A 21,172-nucleotide genomic window follows, 5' to 3' on the forward strand; every position below is an offset into this window, starting at 1 on the left:
GGTCCCGATGACCGCACACTGCCACCGCATGGGGGCGACAGCGCATCTTCCTTTGCACGCCACTATGGCGCACCATTATGCCGAGCGCTAACATTACGCCACCGTCACGGCAATCACACCCCGCGCGATGGCATACTGCAAACAGGAACAGGGCAATGACACAGATCACCGCCGTCGATGAAACCATCCTGTCCGACTGGTACGTGATCAGTCCCCTGTCACAGCTACGCACCACCCCGACCGATACCATGCTGCTCGATCGCCACATCACCTTCGGTCAGGATGCGCAGGGCAATCCTTTCGCCTGCGACGTGGCGGACAGGCGCACCCTGCCCGTCCGCGCCCGCCACGGCTGCCTGTGGACCTGTCCCGGCACGCCCGCAGGCGACATTCCCGCCATTGACGAAGCACTGGAGCCCGACCGCAGGCTGGTGGACTGCGGGGTGTTCACGGTGCGGACCTCGGCCCCGCGCATTGTCGAGAACTTCCTCGACATGGCGCATTTTCCCTTCGTCCACACCAACATCCTTGGCGCCGAGCCGCATACCGAAGTCGCGCGCTACGCCATTGAACTACGTGAAGGTGGCAACGAGGTCTGGGCCACGGACTGCCATTTCTTCCAGCCACAGGCCGCCCTGTCCGCCACCGACGGGATTGATACCGAATATCTGTACCGTGTGGCGGGGCCGTTCGTGACGCTGCTGTACAAGACCTGTCCCGCGCAGCCCGAACGCTTTGACGTCATTGCGCTGTTCGTGCAGCCCATGACGCAGGAATGTTCGCGCGCGCATCCGGTCATGTTCCTGCTTGATGATGACGCGCCACAGGCTGACCTGGTTGAATTCCAGCAGACCATCTTCCTGCAGGACCGCATCATACTGGAAAACCAGCGCCCGCGCAGGCTGCCACTTTCGGCGGGGGCGGAAATTCCCACCATGGCGGACCGCATGTCGGTCGCCTACCGCCGGTGGCTGCGTGACCGCGGGATGACATATGGCACGACGGCCTGACTGAACACCTGCACCTGACGCATTACCCCCTTCCGCCGCATGGGGCTGCCCGCGCGGGAGACATGGTGTAAGCGTCACGCATCACCAGACAGAGACAAGTCAGGAAAACCACCAATGACCGACCAGACCCCGCCCGACGCCTTTGAACAGGGCAAGGCCGCCGCCGCCAGGGGCGAACCGCTGATCGAAAACCCCTTTGACGAAACCCTGCCCGCCTGTGAACAGTGGAACAGGGGGTGGTGGAGCGTGCGCGAAAACGACGGCGATTTCGACCCGTTCGCGGAAAAACAGACCTAAGGGTTACGATGGCGTGATGTCATTGAAACGTGAGTGTGCTCCCCATTGTATCGGGACAGGGTCGCGTGGAATGAATGGCGCTGACGGTTTGTCATAACCGAAAACGGCAACTGTCCTCAGGGAAAGGCGGCATCGGGAACGGTGTCGCCTTTTTCCATTCCGGGGCGGCCCGGAAAATATCGGGCAATCATAAGAAACTTTTATTCTGTTTCATCATCTGGCTGTTCCCGGGATCAGGACCGGACCGACATGCTGCCCGGCGCACAGGGCTGTGTCTGGACAACCGGGCGCCCGACCACCCGCGCACTGACCCGGAAGGCCACCAGCGCCCCGGCGGATGTCAGGAAAACCGGAATCCACATGTCATGGTCCAGATGCGTGAACTCGATCCCCAGCGCCACGGCTGTCAACGGCATGGACATGAACGTGCCAAGGAAGGCGATTCCCCCCAGCAACGCGACACTTCCCTCATCCACTGCCGGCAGGACCATGTTCCAGGCCCCCGCCACAACGGTGGACAGCAGCGCCCCCATGGTCAGGCTGGGTGTCAGCAGGCCACCCGCCGCCCCTGCGCGCAACGCGCCCATGATCACCACGACCTTGAGCACCAGCACGATGGCGGCCAGTTCCATACCCAGCCGCGCCGACAGCGCCAGCTGCATCGGTCCGCGCCCGTTACCCGGCAGCTGCGGGTAAAGGCATGTCAGCACCCCCAGCACGGGAAACACCACCAGACACCAGCCAATGCGCGACGGGCCCTTTGCCGCCCGGTTCTGCACGATACCCATCAGCCGCCTGGCCACATGCGCGCCAACGCCAATGACCGGACCGGCACAGATCGCCCACAGCACCACGGGGGCGGTCACCGCCATCGGCCCGATTTCATACTGGTGCACGTTGCCCAGCACCGCCCACGGCACGAATGCCCCGATAGCCGACGCCGCCACCGCGCACAACACGGTGCGCTGTCCCACGCTGCCCAGCAGGACCTCCAGTATGAACAGCGCGCCACCCAGCGGCACATTATACACCGCTGACAGGCCGGCCCCCGCACCACAGGCGATGATGATGCGCCTGTCTTCCGCCGCCAGTCCCAGCAGGCGGCCCGTGCCGGTGGCCAGCACTGCCCCCAGTTCACGCGGCGCCACCTCACGCCCCAGCGGGGAGCCAAGGGCCACGGTCACGATCTGCAGCAGCAGGTGGGCCACGGTGGACAGGGGCGGCATGGGCTTGCCCGGCCCCGTCTTGCCCACGGCTGCGGCAATGCTGACCAGCGGCCTGCCAAAACGCCCCAGCGCCCACCAGCCTACGCCAGCTACCACACCGGCAGCCGACAGTGCCGCAATGCGCCGCCAGTACGGCGCCGCGCTGACGCCAAGCAGGAAATTATGCGGTCCCCCCGCCTGCCCGTAGCCATAGGCGACATGCTGGATCACATGCAGAAGCAGCGACAGCACCGTCCCCCCGATTCCGGACAGGATACCCGTGCAGATGACCGCCATGGCCATGACCGGCCAGGGCGTGGAAGCGGCAGGCGGAACGGGGGAGGAAGCGGGTGCGGTCATGATTGCATGGGGTATGCCGGATCAGGGTCCGGACGCAAGACAGGTTTCAGAAGCGAAAGGACAGGTTGGACATGTAATAGGTGCCACTGCTTCCCCCCGCGCGGTTCAGCGAGGCGGAAGTGATGAAACGCGAAAGGGTCTGCCCCCATGAAAGATGGGGCCCGATCTGCCATGTCAGCGTGGCCTGCGGGGCCATGCCGATGAACGACCCGTTGTAATGGTAAGCATATTGCAACGCGCCCGGCCGCGAGACCGGGGCCTGCGTGCTGTAGCGCCAGTACAGCGGGTAGCGCGCCATGACACTGAGCGACCTGAAGAACGTCATGCGCACCTCCGGCCCGATATCGACCATGTTCGATTCGGATACGGTCAGCGAGGCATCGACATAGGTCAGCTGCGGGTTAAAGGGCTGGCTGTATGTTCCCACCGTATTGCGCCGCGCATCCCCACCCGAAAATACATCCGCCTGCATGCCGACAAAGGTATGGAAACGGTCATGCGCGATCCGGTAGCCCGCATTGCTGCTGAACGACCAGGCATCGATCGGCCGGGGCAGGCTGTCCGGTCCCGTGGCGCGAAAGGCGCCGCCCTGCCATATGCCCCCCATCGAGAATTCGACCGGCCCCGCGATGCCATGCCACCGGCCACCGAAATTGTTGCGCGTGGCCATGCCCTGCTGCACCGCGAACGACGGCGCGGATACGCCACTGATCCCTCCGCCCGCCTTAGTGCCGAAATAGAACAGGTCGAGGAACGAGTACCCCGCCTGCCCCATGAAGGTGAAGTCAGGCGGCGCCCATGTGGTTTCCACGCCATACAGGCGGGTGCTGTAATCCTCCGTATCGTGGAACATGCCGTGTGGCGAAATGTCGGTCCCCACGAAATCCCACGCATCCACCCGCACCCGCGACCACGCGGCATAGGCCCGGAACCCGTTCCACGCCAGCGGCACGGAGGAAGACATACGATAGTACAGCACATAGGCCGGCATATCGAGAAAGGCCTGACGGCCGAACATGAATCCCGCCTTTGCCCCCGCCACATGGCCCTTCACCTCGATAAAGGCCTGCTGCGCATCAAGCTGCTTGCGATAGGTGCTGCCATACCCGTACGGACGCCAGCCACCTGCATCGGCATTGATCAGTTCGCCATACAGCCGCACATGCGTGCCCAGATGCAGGTCCGCCCCATACAGGTTGCGCACGGTAAAGCGTCCGGAATCGGTCACATGCGCCGCCCCCAGCACGGGACGGTTCTCGAACCAGTTGCGGGCCCGTGTCTCTCCCGAAAAACTGATCCACACGCTCCCGCTTCGGGTCAGGGGAACGTATTTCAGCACATCGAAAGGGTCGTCGCGCTTCGCCCTGCTGCGCAGGGTGCTCCAGTCCTCCGCCCAGCGCGCCACGCCATAGCGGCCGACCGGACCGAATCCCGCCGCTTCCCCATTGTCACGGTTGAACACGCCCCAGTCATACTGGTGGCCCGACGGATGGTGCGCCACGGCCGGCATGCGGATGGGCTGCCCCACGGGGCTGGCCTGCGGCAAATACTCGACCGGCGGCACGGGGGCGGCATGCACATGGATGTTTTCCGCCGTCCCCTGTCCCGGCTTCGGGACCGATGCACGGGCCGCGTGGTCCTGCGCGCCCCATGCCAGGACACCGGATACCGGCAGCACCAGGGCGGAAAAAGACCACTGCCCCCGGGACCGGACAGGCCGCGACACCGCGCGGGCGGGAAGATCAGACATGAAGTGGAAAAGCGCCTTTCGTTACGAAACCTTTCCAATACGGATATTTATCTGCATCGCAAACAGAAAACCGGGAACACGACGCGCAGATAATGGCAACACGCCACCACTGCACAACCGCGCCTAAAGGCGCTAGCAAGTTCATATTGCTTCGGGATATGGTTACCTGTACGGAACAGAGACAGCGAAACGATGTTTCAGGGGCCAGGCAGGAAGGGAACGAAATGAAATTCGTCATTGCCGTCATCAAGCCGTTCAAGCTCGATGAGGTGCGCGAGGGGTTGCATTCCATCGGGGTGGATGCCCTGACCGCAACCGAGGTCAAGGGATATGGCCGCCAGAAGGGCCAGACCGAAATCTATCGCGGCGCTGAATACAACATCCAGTTCCTGCCCAAGATCAAGCTTGAGATCGCCGTGGCGGACGCACAGTGCGAGAAGGTTGTGGAGGTGATCCAGAGCGCTTCGTGCACCGGCAAGATTGGTGACGGCAAGATTTTCGTCCTCGACCTTGAACAGGCAATGCGCATCAGGACACAGGAAACCGGAGAAAACGCGCTGTGATCACAAAGATTGGCAAGAGCGCCCGCCAGTTCGGGCCTGCGGCGGCGGCGGTTGCGCTGTGCATGGGCAGCCTGCCCGCCATGGCGGCCGACGCGCCCCCCGCCGCGATCGACACGGGTGACACGGCATGGATGCTGGTCAGCACGGGCCTTGTGCTGATGATGACCGTGCCCGGCCTTGCCCTGTTCTATGCGGGCATGGTGCGCAAAAAGAACGTGCTGGCCACCCTCATGCAGTCGTTCAGCATCTGCTGCATCATGACGGTGGTGTGGATGGTGCTGGGCTACAGCCTGACATTCACGTCGGGCAACGCGTTCATCGGCGGCCTGTCGCGCGTGATGCTCAACGGCCTTGGCGCGGGAATCAGCAAGGGGTCCGACGTGGCCTTCACCATGGCCGCGGGCACCCCCGCCGCGACGACCATGACCATTCCCGAAAGCGTGTGGATGACGTTCCAGATGACGTTCGCCATCATCACGCCCGCCCTGATTACCGGCGCATTTGCCGAACGCATGAAGTTCAGCGCGCTGTGTGTCTTTACCATCCTGTGGTCGCTGATCGTGTACGTGCCGGTTGCCCACTGGGTCTGGGGACCGGATGGATGGGTCGCCAGCAAGATCGGCGCGATCGACTTCGCCGGTGGCACCGTCGTGCATATCAATGCCGGGATCGCGGGCCTTGTCGCGGCCCTCGTGATCGGGCGGCGCAAGGGTTATGGGGAAGACGACCTGTCGCCCTACAACCTGACCTACGCCGTCATCGGCGCATCCCTGCTGTGGGTGGGCTGGTTCGGGTTCAATGCCGGGTCCGCCGTGGGGGCGAACGGGCGTGCGGGCATGGCCATGGCCACCACCCAGATCGCCGCCGCCGCCGCTGGCGTGTCGTGGATGTGCGCGGAATGGATCAAGACCGGCAAGCCGACGGTGCTGGGCATTATTTCCGGTGCCGTGGGCGGTCTTGTCGCCATTACGCCTGCAGCAGGTTTCGTGCTGCCGGGTGGCGCGCTGATGATCGGGCTGGCCGCTGGCGTAATCTGCTTCTGGGGGGCGACGGGCCTCAAGCACATGATGGGGTATGATGACAGTCTCGACGCCTTTGGCGTGCATGGCATTGGTGGCATCGTAGGCGCGCTGCTGACCGGGGTGTTTGCCTATGGCCCGCTTTCGGCAACCGATGCCAGCCCCGAGGGGGTCAGCGGGTCGTTCTCGCAGTTCGTGGCGCAGGCGGAATCCGTTGGCATCACGATCGCCTGGTGCGCGGTGCTGACCTATATCCTGCTCAAGCTGATTGACCTGACCATCGGCCTGCGCGTCACGCGCGACGAGGAAATGGAAGGGCTGGACATGAGCCTGCATGGTGAACGGATCAATTCCTGATCCCCTTCGCCATTCCTGACATCCAGCACAAAGGGCGGCCCCAACGGGTCGCCCTTTTTCATGCCCGGAAACAGGCAGAAAACGCCTTACGTCTCGTGCGTCCCCATCACATCCTGTCGCATCGCGCAGCGTGACCCGGCGGGAAAGCCAGCCCGCGCCTCTGCCTGCAACAGGGCGGCAAGGCGCGCATCCAGTGCAGCGGGAAGTAGCTGGTAAAAACCCGCCTTTTCATAAAACGGGGCATTCCACGGGATGGCGTGGAAGGTAGTCAATGTAAGTCCGGTCAACCCGCGTGCACGCGCCCCGTCATATGCCGCCGCCAGCAGCCGTCGGCCCAGCCCGCTGCCCTGCCGGTCACGGGCCACCGACATTTCAAGGATATGCAGGTCATGCCCGCAGGGCTGCGCGCTGAGGAAACCGGCAATCCGTTCCTGTTCCCCAACAGCAACCCAGCAGGTACGCGTCTTGATACAGGCACGGTGCGCGTCAACGGTCATGCCCGTATCATCCGCCACCCATGCCAGTTCCGGCACCGCGCGGAACGCCTGTCCTGCCGAATGTTCGAGGGCGGGAAGAGAGCAGGCATCACCTTCGTCGGCCACACGGATGGAAAATAACATGGGTCATCCCGGCTGTGTACCGCGATAACCTAGCACACCCGGTCAGAATGACTGCGAAATACCGGTCAGGATGGTCCGGCGCAGGCCATATTGCGGCGCGCCCACACCAACGCCCGTGCCGCTGCGCAGCATGTAGGGGTGATCGAACAGGTTGGTGACATCCAGCCGCAGCTGCGTGGTGCGCAGGAAGCGGGAATGGAACAGGTCACGGAAAGACTGCACAAGTGACATGTTGAACGTTGCGTATCGTGGAATGACGCCGCCATTGGGCACATCCGAATCCTGCCGCAGGCCACTGCCATACACCATGGTGGCCGAGATGCGGGTGGGATGTCCGCTGCGATAGAAGAAGGTGTAAGAACCACCTGCCGAAGCCGTCCAGCGCTGGTCATGATCCAGATGAATCCAGTGCTGGCTGATGTATTTCAGGTCATCACTGTCAAAGTTGAACTGCGCGCTGGTAATATCCTTACCAATCGCCCGCGACCAGGCGAAATTGCCATACAGTGACAGCGGTCCGTGGTCATAGGACGTGGAAAATTCATAGCCATTGACCTGTCCGCGCCGGTAATTGAAGCCTGACAGGATGATGGGCGCACCGAACTGCCCTTCATCAATCAGGTTATGGGCCAGCTTGTAATAGGCATCGAACGACACGCGCCAGCCCGGCAGGATGATCTGCTCGATCCCGGCATCGAAGTAATGATCACGCTCGGCCTTGACCGTATCGCTGCGGCTGACATCGGTCGCAGCCGAGGTGCTGGCGAACTGCTGCAGGTCGGACCCGCCCACCACCTCGAACGGCGGCGGGGTGAAGTAGCGTGAATACCCGGCATGCAGCGACGCTCCCTTCCACGCGCGCCACACCACATTGATGCGCGGACTGAGCTGGTGTTCGTTGGTGTATTCCCCCACGCCATCAAAACGCAGGCCGTAATTGACCGTCACGTTATGAAGCGGTCGCCATTCATCCTGCACATACAGGCCGTAGATGTCGCCCGTGCGACCATTGCCCGTATGGATGCTGACCTGCTGGTCCGCATCATTGAACACCGTGGCGTCTGCCTTGGTAATGTTGCGTTCGGCAAAGACCTGAAAGCCGAAACGGATGGTGTGGTCAGGCCGCACGCGCCATGTCACGTCGCTCTGGGTGCCGGTGGACATGACAGACCGTTCGGCATGCTGGCTTATGCCCATATACGCAAGGTCGCCCATATTGGGGTCGGGGCTGTAGCCTAGGCTGCTATAGCGCGAGAAAACCGATGTCTGCAGGCTGAACGCCCCGATTTCCTTCTGTAGCGACAGGATGCCGAAATCGGTGATTTCCTTCTGGCGTTCATTCAGGTTGCCGCTGCCCGGCGCCTGGGGCAACAGGCTGCTGTAATCATCGCCAAACATGGGCTGGCCGCCGATATTGGGCAGCTGGTACTCGGCGTTGGACACACCGGCGATCAGGCTGATCCGCGTGTTCTCATCCACCGTGTAACGCAGGTGGCCAAGGAAATGGTACTGATTGCTCAGGTCATGCGGCGCATTGAACGAAGGCGTGGTGTTTTCAATGCCCACGCGATCATGCACGTAATCGGCGGTAAAGAAGTAATCCCACCTGCCATGCTGTCCCCCATACTGCGCGGAGGGGAAGAAGTAATCACGCGCACCGCCGTAAATGGACACGTTGCCACCCTTGTTGGTGGCCCCGTTCTTGGTGGTGATGTCCACCACCGCCGCCTGCAGGAAGCCGTACTGCACCGGCAACGCGCCGGTGGACAGCGACAGGTTGTCGGCAAAGCGGGTCATCAGCGTCTGGCCGAACACGTTCAGGCCTTCGGGTAGCTGCACGCCATCCAGACGGAACTGTACTTCGTTATGGTCACCACGGACATGGATCTGCCCGTAACTGTCCTGCGCCACGCCGGGGGCCTGAAGCAGCACGCTGTTCAGCCCGGCATTGTCGCCACCAGGAATGGTTTCCAGCGCCTTGCGGCTGAAGGCATGCACCGTGGCCCCGGTGGAAGGCTGTAGCTGGATGCGCGCGCGGTCCAGCCGGGCGGTAACCGTCATGGCGTCCGGCGCGGAAGACCGGCGCGTGACCTCCGTATCGGCCACCTGCGTGGTGGTCGTATCGGTCGTGGGCACATCCGTGCCCGTCGTGGTCTGCGCCACAAGGGGGGAGACCGGCGTCAGTACGGTCATGGCCGCCAGCATGGCGGGGGATAGCGGGTGACGGGAAAACCATAAGCGCGTCATGTCAGGGTGGGCTCGCATCCAGTCAGGAGATTTCGGATGACCCAGCCGTATATTGGTACAATATAACATAACAACCCCAAAAAGCAGGCGTCTGCGCGGGGCTGGGAAAATGTTGTTTTTATGCAACATGGACATGGCGGCCCTGCCCTATGGACAGGGCAACCAGAGCCACGGACCATTTCGTCAGCACGTCGATACAGGACAGCCGAAAGCGCTTTCCTGTGAAACGGCCTGAAAACTGGAGGAAATTTTGGGTGAAGCTTTTTTCAGAAAACTTCGAAAGGATGCCGCCTTTTTAAAAACAAGGCGGCACCCGGAAACTTTTATGATTTTTTAGCGGTACCGGATGCCGTGCGGTCCATCACTACCGGCGGCAGGCGCGGGGCATCACGCAGATAGGCATTGAGGAACGTCCGCACGGCGGAACGGGCAATGAATTCGATATGCGCCTGATCCGTGTCGACCGGCAATTGCAGCCGTGCGCGCGCCACGATCCGTGTCTGGCACAGGCCATAGAACTGCTCCGCCGCAAAAATCGGATCGGGAATGTTCAGCACGCCCGCATCGTTATGCTGCATAAGCCACGCGGACAGGATGCCAATGGCCTTCTGCGGCCCATGCTTCCAGAAGGTTTCGGCAAGGTCGGGGAAATTCCCGGCTTCGGAAATGATGATGCGGTTGAGCATGAGCGACAGCGGCGATGTCAGCAGCCGGATCATGGCCACGGCCAGATGTTCCAGCGATTCCGTCAGGTTCGCCCCTTCATCAATCCGGCTGAACAGCAGGGGCATTTTCTCGCATGCGCACTGTTCCACGAAGGCGGAGAACAGCATGGCCTTGTTTTCGAAATAATTATACAGCGTTCCCTTGGACACACCGGCATCGCGCGCGATGCCCGACATGCTGGCCCCTTCATATCCCTGTCGGGCGAAGACACGCGCGGCACCCGCCAGGATCTGCTGGCGCTTGGCCTCCGACGTACCGGAAAGCGGGCAGCTTTCAGCCTGAATCTGACCGGGCCGGTCTGGCGTGGTACCCATGGAAATCATCCTGCTCCCGTTATCGGTGCGTACTTTCGATTGACCCCGTGAGGAAAGCCGATAGGCTAGGGGACTGACCGAACTGATCGGTCAATTCATGGCATGGTAGCAAAACCCTGCCAAGGTCATACAGATTTATATTAACTGTTTCAGGGACAACAGGGGGCCGCGTTGGTGGGTAGGGGAATTTCATGGCGCACGGCGGTGGTTGGGTTGTCGGTCATGACCGCCGGGTGCGCGGTCGGCCCGAACTTCCACAAGCCAACCCCGTGGACGCCCAAGGAGTACGGCGGCCCGAAGCATATCGCCACAACCGGCACGAATGGCACACCTGCACAGGTTGCAAGCCAGACCACACCGGATGATCCCGATACCGCATGGTGGACCATCTTCCACGATCCTGAACTGACGAAGCTGGAACAGCGCGTCGCCACCGACAACCTCGATGTCCGCCGCTATGCCTATCGCATGGCGCAAAGCCGCGCGGAGCTGCGCATTGCCGGCGCCGAACGCTACCCCGCCATGTCCGCCACCGGATCATATGCCCGCCAGCAGTACAGCACCAAGATGCTGCAACGTATCGTGACGGATGTACAAAGCAATCCCGGCGTCATTCAGGAAGCCCCTGCCCTGGCTGACGTGACGCCCGGACAGGCCAAGATCCCCCTGTTCAACCAGTGGCGCGACAGCATTGATGCCACATGGGAAGTGGACCTGTGGGGCCGTGTACGCCGCCAGTACGAAGCCGCCGCAGCACAGGCGCAGGCCACGAACGAAGCCCGACGCGGCATGCTGATTTCACGGCAGTCCGAAGTCGCGCGTGATTACATGGACCTGCGCAACACGCAGGAACAGCTGCGCATTGTCATGGAAAACCGCGACGTGGCCAGATCCATGCTGGACCTGAACCAGCAGCGCTACACCAAGGGGCTGGCCAGCGACATGGAAGTGGAACAGGCCCGCGTGCAGTATGAAAACACGCTGGCGCAACTGCCCCAGCTTGAGCAGCAGCTGGTGGCGCAGGTCAATGCGCTCAGCCTGCTGATGGGCGAACCGCCGCGCGCCCTGTCCGATGAACTGCTGACGGCTTCCGCCATTCCCCCCGTGCCACCGCGCGTGCCGGTGGGCGTGCCGTCCGAACTGGCCCGCCGCCGCCCCGATATCCGCCGGGCCGAAGCCAACCTGCACGCGGCAACCGCGCAGGTGGGCGAGGCCGTGGCCGAATTCTATCCGCGCGTGACGATCAATGCCGGGTTCGGGTTTGAATCCCTGTCCTTCCGCGACCTTGGGTTCTGGAACGCCAAGGCATGGAATGTCGGGCCGTCCATCACCCTGCCCATATTCCAGGGCGGACGCCTGCGCGGGCAGCTGGAACTGCGCAAGGCCGCCCAGAAGGAAGCAGCCATCACCTACCAGCAGACCGTGCTGGGCGCATGGCATGACATTGACAACGCGCTGACCGCCTATACCGATGAACAGCTCCGTCACGACAACCTGACCCAGCGCATGGAGGCCAGCCGCCATGCCCTGCAACTGGCGCAGGACCAGTACCGCCACGGCATGGTCACCTACCTGAACGTGCTGGACAGCCAGCGCCAGTACCTGGGCGCGCAATCCGACCTGACCACCAGCACGGCCACCATATCGGGCAATCTTGTCCGTCTTTACAACGCACTGGGCGGGGGCTGGGAAACCACGTACCCCGAACCGGCACCGCGTACGAAGCAGGCAAAGGGCGCGCAACCGTCCACCACGGCTGGCACGCCTGCTGGCACCCCTGCTCCCGCTACATCGCACCAACCCGCCTGAATCCGGCGTTAAAGGCTTGGCGCGCACGCGCCATGCTAGTATAAGCCGCCCCGTTCCCGACTGGATGGGCATATGCCGCCATACGGAACCACGGCGCAGGGACCTGTCATCATGATTACATTGCCCCCCGATTACCGCCCTTCGGATAATGAGGAATTCATGAATCCGCAGCAGGTGGAATATTTTCGCCTCAAACTACTGAAATGGCGGGCGGACCTCCTCAAGGAAGCGGACGAAACACTTGCCAGCCTGTCCGAAGGCGGCATTCACGAAGCGGATATTACCGACCGCGCCAGTGTCGAGACCGATCGCGCGCTGGAACTGCGCACACGCGACCGGGCGCGCAAGCTGATTTCCAAGATCAATCAGGCCCTGCTGCGTATCGAGGCCGGGACCTATGGTTTCTGTGAAGAAACGGGCGAACCCATTGGCCTGAAACGGCTGGAAGCCCGCCCCATCGCGACCCTTTCGATCGAGGCGCAGGAACGTCACGAACGCATGGAACGCATCCACCGCGACGACTGATCCTACCTGTCCCCCGGCTGGATGATCCCAATTTGCCGAAACACGACAAAAGGGGGTTGCCAGCCGGTGCAGGAAAAGTTAGGAAGCGCGCATACAGTGCTGCTGTAGCTCAGTGGTAGAGCACTCCCTTGGTAAGGGAGAGGTCGACAGTTCAATCCTGTCCAGCAGCACCATGATTTTCCCTTACATTTCCATCAGAATGTCTGCCGGTTCTGCTTCCGGCAATTCCGGGACAGGGCGTGCGTGCCTGTCGGCAGCCAGCGACGGATGCAGGCATATGTCGACCCATGTCCTGCGGGATTTCTGACGCGTGGCGCATGAAGACATCTGCGGCCCCTCGACCCGGTGCGCCGGCCTGAATATGCTGTCACGACTGCCTGACCCGACCCGTACAGGAACGGGTGGAACCGCTTCTTCTTGTGAATTCCGCGGCTCCCATATTAAAGCAGCGCAGGCGGTTACGGGAACGGTAGGCTCCTCATGATTGAGAACATGCATTTCGGCACCATTGCCATTGTGGGCGATGTGATACTGGACCGTTACATTTCCGGTCGGATCGACCGGATTTCGCCCGAAGCGCCCGTGCCTGTTCTGGTGCATGAACACCTTGATATCGTGGCAGGCGGGGCGGCAAATGTCGCAGCGAATGCGGCGGCGCTGGGGGCGCGCGTCTGTCTTGTCGGTCTGGTGGGGGTGGATGAACACGCCACCCGACTGTCCCATACCCTTGCACGCTGGGACCAGATCGATACGCGTGGACTGGTGCGCGACGCCCATCGCCAGACCACAACCAAGACACGGGTCATGAGCGGACGCCAGCAGATCGTCCGGATTGATAACGAGGACACACACCCCCCCGAACCCGCCATACAGGCCGAACTGGTGAAGCAGGCGTATATGGCCATTGACGGGGCGGATATCCTGATCTGTTCGGATTATGGCAAGGGCGTTCTGGACGACAGCGTGCTGGACGCCGTCATCGCGCATGCACGCGCGCGCAATATCCCCGTCATCGTTGATCCCAAGCGCACGTCCTTTGCCGCCTATCGCGGGGCGACGCTGGTCACGCCCAACCGGCAGGAACTGGCGCGCGCAACCGGCCTGCCGGTACGGACGGACGATCAGATCACCGCAGCCGCCCGCGCGGCGGGCGCGCAGTCCGGCGGCAGCATACTGGTCACCCGTTCGGAAGAAGGCATGACCCTGTGGCAGGATGACGGAACGGTCAGCCATGTGCGCAGCCGGGCGGCCGAGGTATTCGATGTCTCCGGCGCCGGAGACTGCGTGGTGGCGACCGTGGCGGCCATCCTGTCGGCGGGGCAGTCCATGGAAACGGCTGTGACCATTGCCAACACGGCTGCCGCCGTGGCGGTGGGCAAGCTGGGGACGACCACCGTATCGCGTTCCGAACTCAGCCACGCGCTGATGCGCGACATGCCGGATTCCGGCAAGCTCGTCACCCTGGAACAGGCGGCTGCCATGGCGCGGGACTGGCGGCATCACGGCGCGCGGGTTGTCTTTACCAACGGGTGCTTCGACCTGCTGCATCCCGGTCATATCTCGCTCATACAGGCTGCGGCGGCACAGGGGGACAAGCTGATCGTGGCGCTGAATACCGATCGCTCCGTCCGCCGCCTGAAGGGGGAAAGCCGCCCCATACAGGATGAACGCGCCCGGGCCACCGTGATCGGCGCGCTGCGCAATGTCGATCTGGTCGTGCTGTTTGACCAGGATACGCCCAGGGAGGCCATCCGCATGATCCTGCCCGATGTCATCGTAAAGGGCGCGGATTACCGCGAGGATGAAGTGGTGGGGGGCGACATTGTAAAAGCCAATGGCGGTCGCGTCGTGCTGGTTGACATCATGCCCGGCAGATCGACCACCTCGCTTGTGAAACAGGCGGGCGGCCAGCCCGGAGCCGAGACTGATATCCCGGCGTGACGCCCGCCCGGTTCCAGTCATGGGCCGTACGGCAGGCGCTGCCGCTATGGTCTGAAAATGGTTTCGACAGCCAGCGCGCCCTGTTTCATGAACGGCTTGATTTCAACGCGCGCCCCCTGCCCCTGCCTGCCCTGCGCCTGATGGTGCAGGCACGCCAGATCGCGACCTATTGCCGCGCCGCCCTGCGTGGCGACTGCCCTGCGGGTGACATGGCCCTGCGCTGCCTTGCGGAAGTCGAACGCCGTTACCATCGTGCCGATGGCGCGGCGGGCTGGGTTTTCTCCCTCGCCCCCGATGGACGGCCTGCCGACCGGCGGCGGGACCTGTATACGCATGCGTTCATCCTGTTTGCCTATGCCTGGGCATACCGGCTGTCGGGTGACCCGGGATTAAAGCGGCATGCCGCGGGTACCGCGACCGAACTGGAGACGATCTTCCACACTTCCGGACCGGGATTCATGGATGCCGTGCCACCCCATGACGCCATCCGGCGGCAGAACCCGCACATGCACCTGCTGGAAGCATGGCTGGCCCTGTATGACGCCACGGGGGAGGAAAATTACCGTGCCCGCGCGGCCCGACTGGTCACATTGGCCACCACGCGTTTCATCGATCCGGACAGCGGACTGCTGCTGGAAGATTTCAGCGCCGACTGGCAGCCCCTTCATCCCGCAGGCAGGAACCGGGCGGAACCCGGCCACCTGCTGGAATGGTCATGGCTGCTGCATGAATACCTGCGCCTGTGCGCGCCCGGGGACGCGGCGACCATCAGACAGGTTGCCGGCAGGCTTCATCTGACCGCGCTGGCCCATACGACCGGCATCATGCCACTCGTCATCCGCAATGCCGTCACACAGGACGGGCGGGTGGTGGATGGGGGCACGCGCATCTGGCCCCAGACGGAACTGATCCGCTCCCTTGGCGCAAACCAGTCCGCACCGGTGTCGTCTGGCATAATGCCCGGAATACTGGCGCATTTCGCTACCCATTACATTCCATCGCACCTGAACGGGGGCTGGATCGACCGCCTTAATGCGGACGGGACAACACCCATGGACCATATGCCCGCCAGTTCATTGTACCATATTTACGGGGCGGTCTGTGACCTGACCGAAGGACACGGACACAGGGATGCGGCGGAAAACCTCTCGCACTCCGCGCCATGACATCAACCGGGCCGGAGCATCTGCCGCGCAGGCGCACCCGTTGCGCCTGAGGACGCGCGGGTTTCCCGATAAGGAGGGACTGGAATGAAAATTGCTGTTATCGGGGCAGGCTATGTCGGACTGGTCACGGGCGCCTGTTTTGCCGATTTCGGGCACGAGGTCCGCTGCATCGATACCGACCCGCGCAAGGTGGAGGCCCTGCGCCAGGGCAGGGTACCCATTTACGAACCCGGCCTTGCGGACCTGATCACCACCAACGCGGCGGCGGACCGCCTGTATTTCGACATGGACCTGGCATGGGGCGTGCAGGATGCGGATGCCGTCTTCATTGCCGTCGGCACTCCCTCGCGCCGGGGGGACGGACATGCCGACCTGCGCTATGTGTACGACGCCGCCCGCGCCATTGCGACCGAATTGCGGGGTTATACCGTGGTCGTTACCAAGTCCACCGTGCCCGTGGGCACGGGCGATGAGGTTGAGCGCCTGATCCGCGAAGTCCGGCCCGATGCCGATTTTGCTGTGGCGTCGAATCCCGAATTCCTTCGTGAAGGGGCCGCCATCGGGGATTTCAAGCGCCCAGACCGCATCGTGATCGGCACGACCGACCCGCGCGCGCGTGAGGTGATGGCGGAAATCTACCGTCCGCTGTTCCTCAATCAGGCCCCCATCATGTTTACCGACCGCCGCACGTCGGAACTGACGAAATACGCGGCGAATGCCTTCCTCGCCACCAAGATCACCTTCATCAACGAAATGGCCGATCTGTGCGAACGCGCGGGCGCCAATGTGCAGGATGTCGCGCGCGGCATGGGGCTGGATAATCGTATCGGGTCAAAATTCCTGCATGCTGGTCCCGGCTTTGGCGGGTCATGCTTCCCCAAGGATGTCAGCGCCCTGATCAAGACCGGGCAGGATTATGGCGTGCCGGGCCGGATTATCGAAGCCGTGGCCCATGTGAATGAACAGCGCAAGCGCGCCATGGGCCGCAAGATCATCCAGGCTACGGGCGGGGATGTGCGGGGGCGGACGGTTGCCCTGCTCGGCCTGACCTTCAAGCCCAATACCGATGACATGCGCGATGCGCCCTCCATCGCCATTACCCGCGCCCTGCAGGATGCGGGTGCAACCATACGCGCCTTCGACCCCGTTGGCATGGACCAGGCGCGGCAGGTGCTGGATGGCATTACCTTCTGCGCCGATGCGTACGAAACGGTCACGGGGGCGGATGCCGTAGCGGTCGTGACCGAATGGGACGCCTTCCGCGCGCTGGACCTGCCGCGTATGCGCGGCCTGATGCACACGCCGGTGCTGGTGGACCTGCATAATGTCTACAATCCCGCTGATGTGGAAAAATCCGGGTTTTCCTATACCGGCATAGGACGGGGCCACACCGGCCCGAAATCTGCCTGAATGGGCTGCCATCCATTTTTACCGTTAGTCGTATCGTGGCCCATGTTCCCATTATCCGCCTGAAGATCATGCGCTTTTCCCGGTGCATCGCCCGCAGGCCGATCACGGGGCGGCAGACCATGGTGCATGACGTAGGAATGTGAACCGGGCAGGCTGTAACGGACTGCCTGGATTTTGGGGGAGTACGGAATGCGTATCCTTGTTACCGGCACGGCCGGGTTCATCGGTTTTCACCTTGCCCGCCGCCTGCTGCGCGATGGGCATGACGTGACCGGCATTGATGGCATGACCAGCTATTACGATGTCAGGCTGAAGCAGAAGCGCCATGCCATGCTGCGGGAATTCGAACGCTTCACCTGCAACGAATTCATGCTGGAAGATGCGCAGGCCATGGAAAACGCCTTTACCCGGTGCAATCCCGAACTGGTGGTCCACCTGGCGGCACAGGCCGGCGTGCGGTACAGCATCGAAAATCCCGGCACCTATATCAGCGCCAACCTGATCGGCACCTATAACGTGCTGGAACAGGCACGGCGGTGCCAGCCCGCGCACCTTATGATCGCTTCGACCTCATCCGTTTATGGCGCAAGCAGGGACGTGCCCTTTTCGGAATCCCAGCGCTGTGACCATCCGCTCAGCCTGTATGCCGCAACCAAGAAAGCCACGGAGGAACTGGCACATTCCTATTCCCATATCTGGAAGCTGCCGGTAACCGCCTTCCGCTTCTTCACCGTCTATGGCCCATGGGGCCGGCCGGACATGGCGTTGTTCAAGTTCACGGCCAATACATTGGCGGGCAAGCCGATCGACGTTTACAACAATGGCAATATGGAACGCGATTTCACCTATATCGACGATCTGGTGGAAGCAATCTGCCTGCTGTCGCACAAGCCGCCACACGGGCCGGGCGAAAGTGATCCCGGCGCCAGCCCGGTTGCCCCCTACCGGGTCATCAATATCGGCAACAGCCACCCCGTCAGCCTGATGGCGTTCATCGAGGCGATTGAAAAGGCGCTGGGCCAGCCCTGCATCCGCAATTACATGCCCATGCAGCCCGGGGACGTGCCACGTACATGGGCCGACTGTTCCGCACTGCAGGCGCTGACGGGTTTCCGCCCCGCAACACCGGTGCAGACAGGTGTGAATGCATTCGTGGAGTGGTACCGGCAGTACTATCACGCGCCGCAGACGACGATTGCCAAACAGCAATAAACGTTTCCGGGTGCCGCCTTTTTCCCAAAAAGGCGGCGTTCTTCGAAGCTTTTTGGAAAAAGCTTCACCAAAAACGTCTTTCCGGACAGTTTTCAAATCGCCGGCCTTCAGCCCTGCGACGCATCATCCAGGCCGAGGGCCGCAATATCCGCAGGCGGTCCCGCCAGCATGCAGGCAACGCCGGTCATCCGGTCCACCACCATGCGGATATCCACCGGACCGTCCGCGCCAAACAGGTCGGATGTCACGACATAGGCCGGGCGCAGTGGTTCATCATCCGTGGCGTCATGGCGCGCCACCTCCGTCATGATACGCCCCAGGGCGCGTTCCAGCCCATCCATTACGCGTGAAGGGGCAAGACGCGGGCGTTCTGGCGTGCCGTCACTGGTACAATGCAGTTCCAGCAGTTTCGCCCATGCCGCGGTGGGGATGAACATGGGCATGCGCGATCCGTCATTATGGCGTTCAGCGTGCATGATGCGTCGCGTATTGGCCAGTTCGATCACGTCGATGCGCGGCAGATCATCCCCGATCCGCGCGGCAATGGTCCGGGGTTCATCGGTCATGCGCGGACCGCTCCTTCAAAATGCGTCGGCAGCTTGAGAATATCCTGCGAGGACAGGGCCGAGGAGATATAGAACCCCTGTATCCGCTCCGGCTTCATCTGCATGACCAGATCGAACTGTTCGCGGTTTTCAACACCTTCGACCGTGACCTCCATCTGGAACCCCTGCCCCATTTCGATCAGGCTGGACAGGACCATGCAGGCATCGGGATTGCCCACGATAGTGGCGACCATGCTCTGGTCGATCTTGACCTGCGAGAACGGCAGTTCACGCAGGTGGTTCAGCACGGTAATCCCCTTGCCGAAATTATCCAGCGCAATGCGGAAGCCGGACCGCGCCAGTTCGCGCAGGTTGCGGATCCCCTGGTCCGCCCGGCGGCCATGCAGCATCGCCTCGGTCACTTCCAGCACGAAGCTGTCGGGGGACATGTTGAAACGCCTGAGCGATTCCTCCAGTTCACGCTGGTAATCATCGCGGATCAGATCCATGCGCGACAGGTTGATGGCAAGCTGGCGCGGGGGCTGGCCCTGCTCGTTCCACATGCATACGTCACGACGGAAGGCCTCGATCATGCGCGGCCCCATGGCCTGCGCCAGACCGGCATCGGTAAACACGTCGGAAAAGTCTTCTGCCGCCAGCAGCCCGCGTTCGGGATGCTGCCAGCGCAGCAGCGCCTCGATCTGGTCCACTTCACGCGTGCGGCAGTTCAGGATCGGCTGGTAATAGACCTCGAACTGGTTGCGTTCGACCCCGCACCGTGCCTCGCTCAGGATGGATACACGGGCCTGCGCGCGTTCGCGCAGGTTGCGGGTGAACATCTGCGACTGCTTGCCCCCCGCGCGCTTGGCGGCGTACATCGCCATGTCGGCGTTTTTCTGCACGTCTTCCATCGTGTCGGTGCCATCCAGCAGAACCGCGCCAATGCTGCCCGCAACGCTTACGGTCACCGTTTCGATGTCGATGGGGCGTTCCAGCACGCCCTGCAGGCGGTCCATGTACCGCTCCAGCGACACGTCTTCCAGCGTGCGGTGCAGGATCACCGCGAATTCATCCCCCCCCAGACGGCTGACGGGGTCATCGGGGTGGGTCAGTTCAATCAGGCGTGACGCAATGGCACGCAGCACGATGTCACCGGCATGATGGCCATGGACATCGTTGATCTGCTTGAACCCGTCGAGGTCAAACATGACCAGCGCGGGGTGCGACGTACTGCCAGGTTCGCGACAGCGTGCAATTTCATCGGCCAGGGCAGTATTGAAGCCGCCACGGTTGAGCAGCCCGGTCAGCGTATCGGTTTCCGCCAGTTCACACAGCCGGTCACGGGTATTCATAAGTTCCGTGATCTCGAACCGGCTTGCGACATAGCCCTGGATCTGGCCCTGCCTGTCCTTCTTGGGGATGATGGTGGTCGCCACCCAGTACAGCGACCCGTCCTTGGCGCGATTGCAGATATTGCCCTGCCACAGTTCCCCCGCCTGGATCGTGCGATACAGGTCACGGAAAAAATCCGCGTCATGATACCCTGAATTGACGATACGGTGCGTGGAACCGATCAGTTCCTCACGCGAGTACTGGCTGATTTCACAGAAACGGTCATTCACATAGGTGATGACGCCCCTGTTATCGGTAATGGCGACGATCAGGACACTATCAACGAGGTCGGCCCAGAAATCCGCATCCTGGTGTGTCAGTGCCCGCAGCCGATCATCGTGTTGCAATGCCATATTCCTGCCTGGAACCTAAAATAAAAAACTGAACAGAATGTGTCATGGAATCAGTCCGGCAACGGGACAGACCCGCCGCATGATACACCCATGCGGCCGTGCCAGACCATACGGCACATCATATTACACCTTCGTGGGAATAAGGAACGACCCCCGTTCCTGCCGCTCACGGAACCATTTTTCCAGTTCCGCCGGTGGCAGGGGCTTCGCAAACAGATAGCCCTGCATCACATCACAATGCAGTTCTTCCAGCAGGCGCCACTGCTGTTCGGTTTCCACGCCTTCGGTCACGACCGTCATGCCAAGACGCGAGCCAATGCCGATCACGGCCATGGTCACGGCCTGCGCGTT

General features: G+C 62.1%; 18 protein-coding genes and 1 tRNA gene. 11 read left to right on the plus strand and 8 right to left on the minus strand.

Annotation, left to right across the window (positions count from 1 at the left end; genetic code table 11):
* Nucleotides 1-155 precede the first annotated feature (155 nt).
* Nucleotides 156-1,010 (plus strand): aromatic ring-hydroxylating oxygenase subunit alpha, encoded by an 855-nt coding sequence (locus B7449_RS10545; protein ID WP_039736454.1) that lies wholly within the window; start codon nt 156-158, stop codon nt 1,008-1,010.
* A 114-nt stretch (nt 1,011-1,124) separates the two neighbouring features.
* Nucleotides 1,125-1,307: a hypothetical protein gene (locus B7449_RS10550; protein WP_039736453.1), complete on the plus strand. Its 183-nt coding sequence runs from the start codon at nt 1,125-1,127 to the stop codon at nt 1,305-1,307.
* 233 nt (nt 1,308-1,540) lie between these two features.
* Here the strand turns inward: B7449_RS10550 and B7449_RS10555 are convergent, their stop codons facing one another.
* Both B7449_RS10555 and B7449_RS10565 read right to left on the minus strand, forming a co-directional pair.
* A complete protein-coding gene (locus B7449_RS10555) occupies nt 1,541-2,815 on the minus strand; it encodes a chloride channel protein (protein ID WP_039736491.1) in 1,275 nt (424 codons plus the stop codon).
* Between the two features lie 103 nt (nt 2,816-2,918).
* A complete protein-coding gene (locus B7449_RS10565) occupies nt 2,919-4,622 on the minus strand; it encodes an alginate export family protein (protein ID WP_039736452.1) in 1,704 nt (567 codons plus the stop codon).
* Nucleotides 4,623-4,846: 224 nt separating this feature from the next.
* Between B7449_RS10565 and B7449_RS10570 the strand changes: the two genes are divergently transcribed.
* A complete protein-coding gene (locus tag B7449_RS10570; RefSeq protein ID WP_010515189.1) occupies nt 4,847-5,185 on the plus strand; it encodes a P-II family nitrogen regulator in 339 nt (112 codons plus the stop codon).
* Nucleotides 5,182-6,561 carry an ammonium transporter gene (locus B7449_RS10575; RefSeq protein ID WP_039736451.1) on the plus strand — a complete coding sequence of 460 codons (1,380 nt, stop codon included), beginning with the start codon at nt 5,182-5,184 and terminating at the stop codon, nt 6,559-6,561. Before B7449_RS10570 ends, B7449_RS10575 begins: the two co-directional genes overlap by 4 nt.
* Nucleotides 6,562-6,647: 86 nt before the next feature.
* Here B7449_RS10575 and B7449_RS10580 read toward each other — a convergent pair whose 3' ends face one another.
* From B7449_RS10580 to B7449_RS10590, 3 genes are all read right to left on the minus strand, one after another.
* A complete protein-coding gene (locus tag B7449_RS10580) occupies nt 6,648-7,181 on the minus strand; it encodes a GNAT family N-acetyltransferase (protein WP_039736450.1) in 534 nt (177 codons plus the stop codon).
* 42 nt (nt 7,182-7,223) lie between these two features.
* Entirely contained in the window at nt 7,224-9,428 is a 2,205-nt protein-coding gene (locus tag B7449_RS10585; protein ID WP_039736449.1) for a TonB-dependent receptor, read from the minus strand.
* A gap of 323 nt (nt 9,429-9,751) precedes the next feature.
* Nucleotides 9,752-10,468, minus strand: a complete 717-nt coding sequence (locus B7449_RS10590) for a TetR/AcrR family transcriptional regulator (RefSeq protein WP_039736448.1) — start codon at nt 10,466-10,468, stop codon at nt 9,752-9,754.
* A gap of 171 nt (nt 10,469-10,639) precedes the next feature.
* On the opposite strand from B7449_RS10590, the gene B7449_RS10595 reads away from it, so the two are divergent.
* The 7 genes from B7449_RS10595 to B7449_RS10625 all read left to right on the plus strand — a co-directional run bounded on the left by B7449_RS10595 (nt 10,640) and on the right by B7449_RS10625 (nt 18,531).
* Complete coding sequence (locus tag B7449_RS10595) at nt 10,640-12,277, plus strand: efflux transporter outer membrane subunit (RefSeq protein WP_048883603.1); 1,638 nt, start codon at nt 10,640-10,642, stop codon at nt 12,275-12,277.
* 111 nt (nt 12,278-12,388) lie between these two features.
* Complete coding sequence (dksA, locus tag B7449_RS10600) at nt 12,389-12,802, plus strand: RNA polymerase-binding protein DksA (protein ID WP_039736490.1); 414 nt, start codon at nt 12,389-12,391, stop codon at nt 12,800-12,802.
* 98 nt (nt 12,803-12,900) lie between these two features.
* Nucleotides 12,901-12,975 (plus strand) — tRNA-Thr (locus B7449_RS10605).
* Nucleotides 12,976-13,282: 307 nt separating this feature from the next.
* Nucleotides 13,283-14,743 carry a D-glycero-beta-D-manno-heptose-7-phosphate kinase gene (rfaE1, locus tag B7449_RS10610; protein WP_039736446.1) on the plus strand — a complete coding sequence of 487 codons (1,461 nt, stop codon included), beginning with the start codon at nt 13,283-13,285 and terminating at the stop codon, nt 14,741-14,743.
* The gene (locus B7449_RS10615; RefSeq protein ID WP_039736444.1) at nt 14,740-15,909 is read left to right on the plus strand and encodes an AGE family epimerase/isomerase; all 1,170 of its coding nucleotides are present in this window, start codon (nt 14,740-14,742) and stop codon (nt 15,907-15,909) included. The genes rfaE1 and B7449_RS10615 overlap by 4 nt, the downstream gene beginning before the upstream one ends.
* 84 nt (nt 15,910-15,993) lie before the next feature.
* Nucleotides 15,994-17,319 carry a UDP-glucose dehydrogenase family protein gene (locus tag B7449_RS10620; RefSeq protein WP_039736443.1) on the plus strand — a complete coding sequence of 442 codons (1,326 nt, stop codon included), beginning with the start codon at nt 15,994-15,996 and terminating at the stop codon, nt 17,317-17,319.
* A gap of 189 nt (nt 17,320-17,508) precedes the next feature.
* Nucleotides 17,509-18,531, plus strand: a complete 1,023-nt coding sequence (locus tag B7449_RS10625; protein ID WP_039736442.1) for an NAD-dependent epimerase — start codon at nt 17,509-17,511, stop codon at nt 18,529-18,531.
* 107 nt (nt 18,532-18,638) lie between these two features.
* On the opposite strand, the gene B7449_RS10630 is transcribed toward B7449_RS10625, so the two are convergent.
* The 3 genes from B7449_RS10630 to B7449_RS10640 all read right to left on the minus strand — a co-directional run.
* Nucleotides 18,639-19,097, minus strand: a complete 459-nt coding sequence (locus B7449_RS10630; RefSeq protein ID WP_039736440.1) for a hypothetical protein — start codon at nt 19,095-19,097, stop codon at nt 18,639-18,641.
* Nucleotides 19,094-20,821 (minus strand): putative bifunctional diguanylate cyclase/phosphodiesterase, encoded by a 1,728-nt coding sequence (locus B7449_RS10635; protein WP_039736439.1) that lies wholly within the window; start codon nt 20,819-20,821, stop codon nt 19,094-19,096. The genes B7449_RS10630 and B7449_RS10635 overlap by 4 nt, the downstream gene beginning before the upstream one ends.
* A gap of 123 nt (nt 20,822-20,944) precedes the next feature.
* Nucleotides 20,945-21,172, minus strand: a 228-nt coding sequence (locus B7449_RS10640) for an EAL domain-containing protein (protein ID WP_048883604.1), incomplete at its 5' end; no start/stop codon positions are given.

This window comes from Komagataeibacter intermedius TF2 (assembly GCF_000964425.1).
In the GTDB taxonomy this organism is placed as follows: domain Bacteria; phylum Pseudomonadota; class Alphaproteobacteria; order Acetobacterales; family Acetobacteraceae; genus Komagataeibacter; species Komagataeibacter intermedius.

Excerpts from the sequence above, each read along its gene's own strand:
- B7449_RS10545 (WP_039736454.1), top strand. The coding sequence starts at position 156 with ATGACACAGATCACCGCCGTCGATGAAACCATCCTGTCCGACTGGTAC.
- B7449_RS10550 (WP_039736453.1), top strand. The coding sequence starts at position 1,125 with ATGACCGACCAGACCCCGCCCGACGCCTTTGAACAGGGCAAGGCCGCC.
- B7449_RS10555 (WP_039736491.1), bottom strand. The coding sequence starts at position 2,815 with ATGGCCATGGCGGTCATCTGCACGGGTATCCTGTCCGGAATCGGGGGG.
- B7449_RS10565 (WP_039736452.1), bottom strand. The coding sequence starts at position 4,622 with ATGTCTGATCTTCCCGCCCGCGCGGTGTCGCGGCCTGTCCGGTCCCGG.
- B7449_RS10570 (WP_010515189.1), top strand. The coding sequence starts at position 4,847 with ATGAAATTCGTCATTGCCGTCATCAAGCCGTTCAAGCTCGATGAGGTG.
- B7449_RS10580 (WP_039736450.1), bottom strand. The coding sequence starts at position 7,181 with ATGTTATTTTCCATCCGTGTGGCCGACGAAGGTGATGCCTGCTCTCTT.
- B7449_RS10585 (WP_039736449.1), bottom strand. The coding sequence starts at position 9,428 with ATGACGCGCTTATGGTTTTCCCGTCACCCGCTATCCCCCGCCATGCTG.
- B7449_RS10590 (WP_039736448.1), bottom strand. The coding sequence starts at position 10,468 with ATGGGTACCACGCCAGACCGGCCCGGTCAGATTCAGGCTGAAAGCTGC.
- dksA (WP_039736490.1), top strand. The coding sequence starts at position 12,389 with ATGATTACATTGCCCCCCGATTACCGCCCTTCGGATAATGAGGAATTC.
- rfaE1 (WP_039736446.1), top strand. The coding sequence starts at position 13,283 with ATGATTGAGAACATGCATTTCGGCACCATTGCCATTGTGGGCGATGTG.
- B7449_RS10620 (WP_039736443.1), top strand. The coding sequence starts at position 15,994 with ATGAAAATTGCTGTTATCGGGGCAGGCTATGTCGGACTGGTCACGGGC.
- B7449_RS10625 (WP_039736442.1), top strand. The coding sequence starts at position 17,509 with ATGCGTATCCTTGTTACCGGCACGGCCGGGTTCATCGGTTTTCACCTT.
- B7449_RS10630 (WP_039736440.1), bottom strand. The coding sequence starts at position 19,097 with ATGACCGATGAACCCCGGACCATTGCCGCGCGGATCGGGGATGATCTG.
- B7449_RS10635 (WP_039736439.1), bottom strand. The coding sequence starts at position 20,821 with ATGGCATTGCAACACGATGATCGGCTGCGGGCACTGACACACCAGGAT.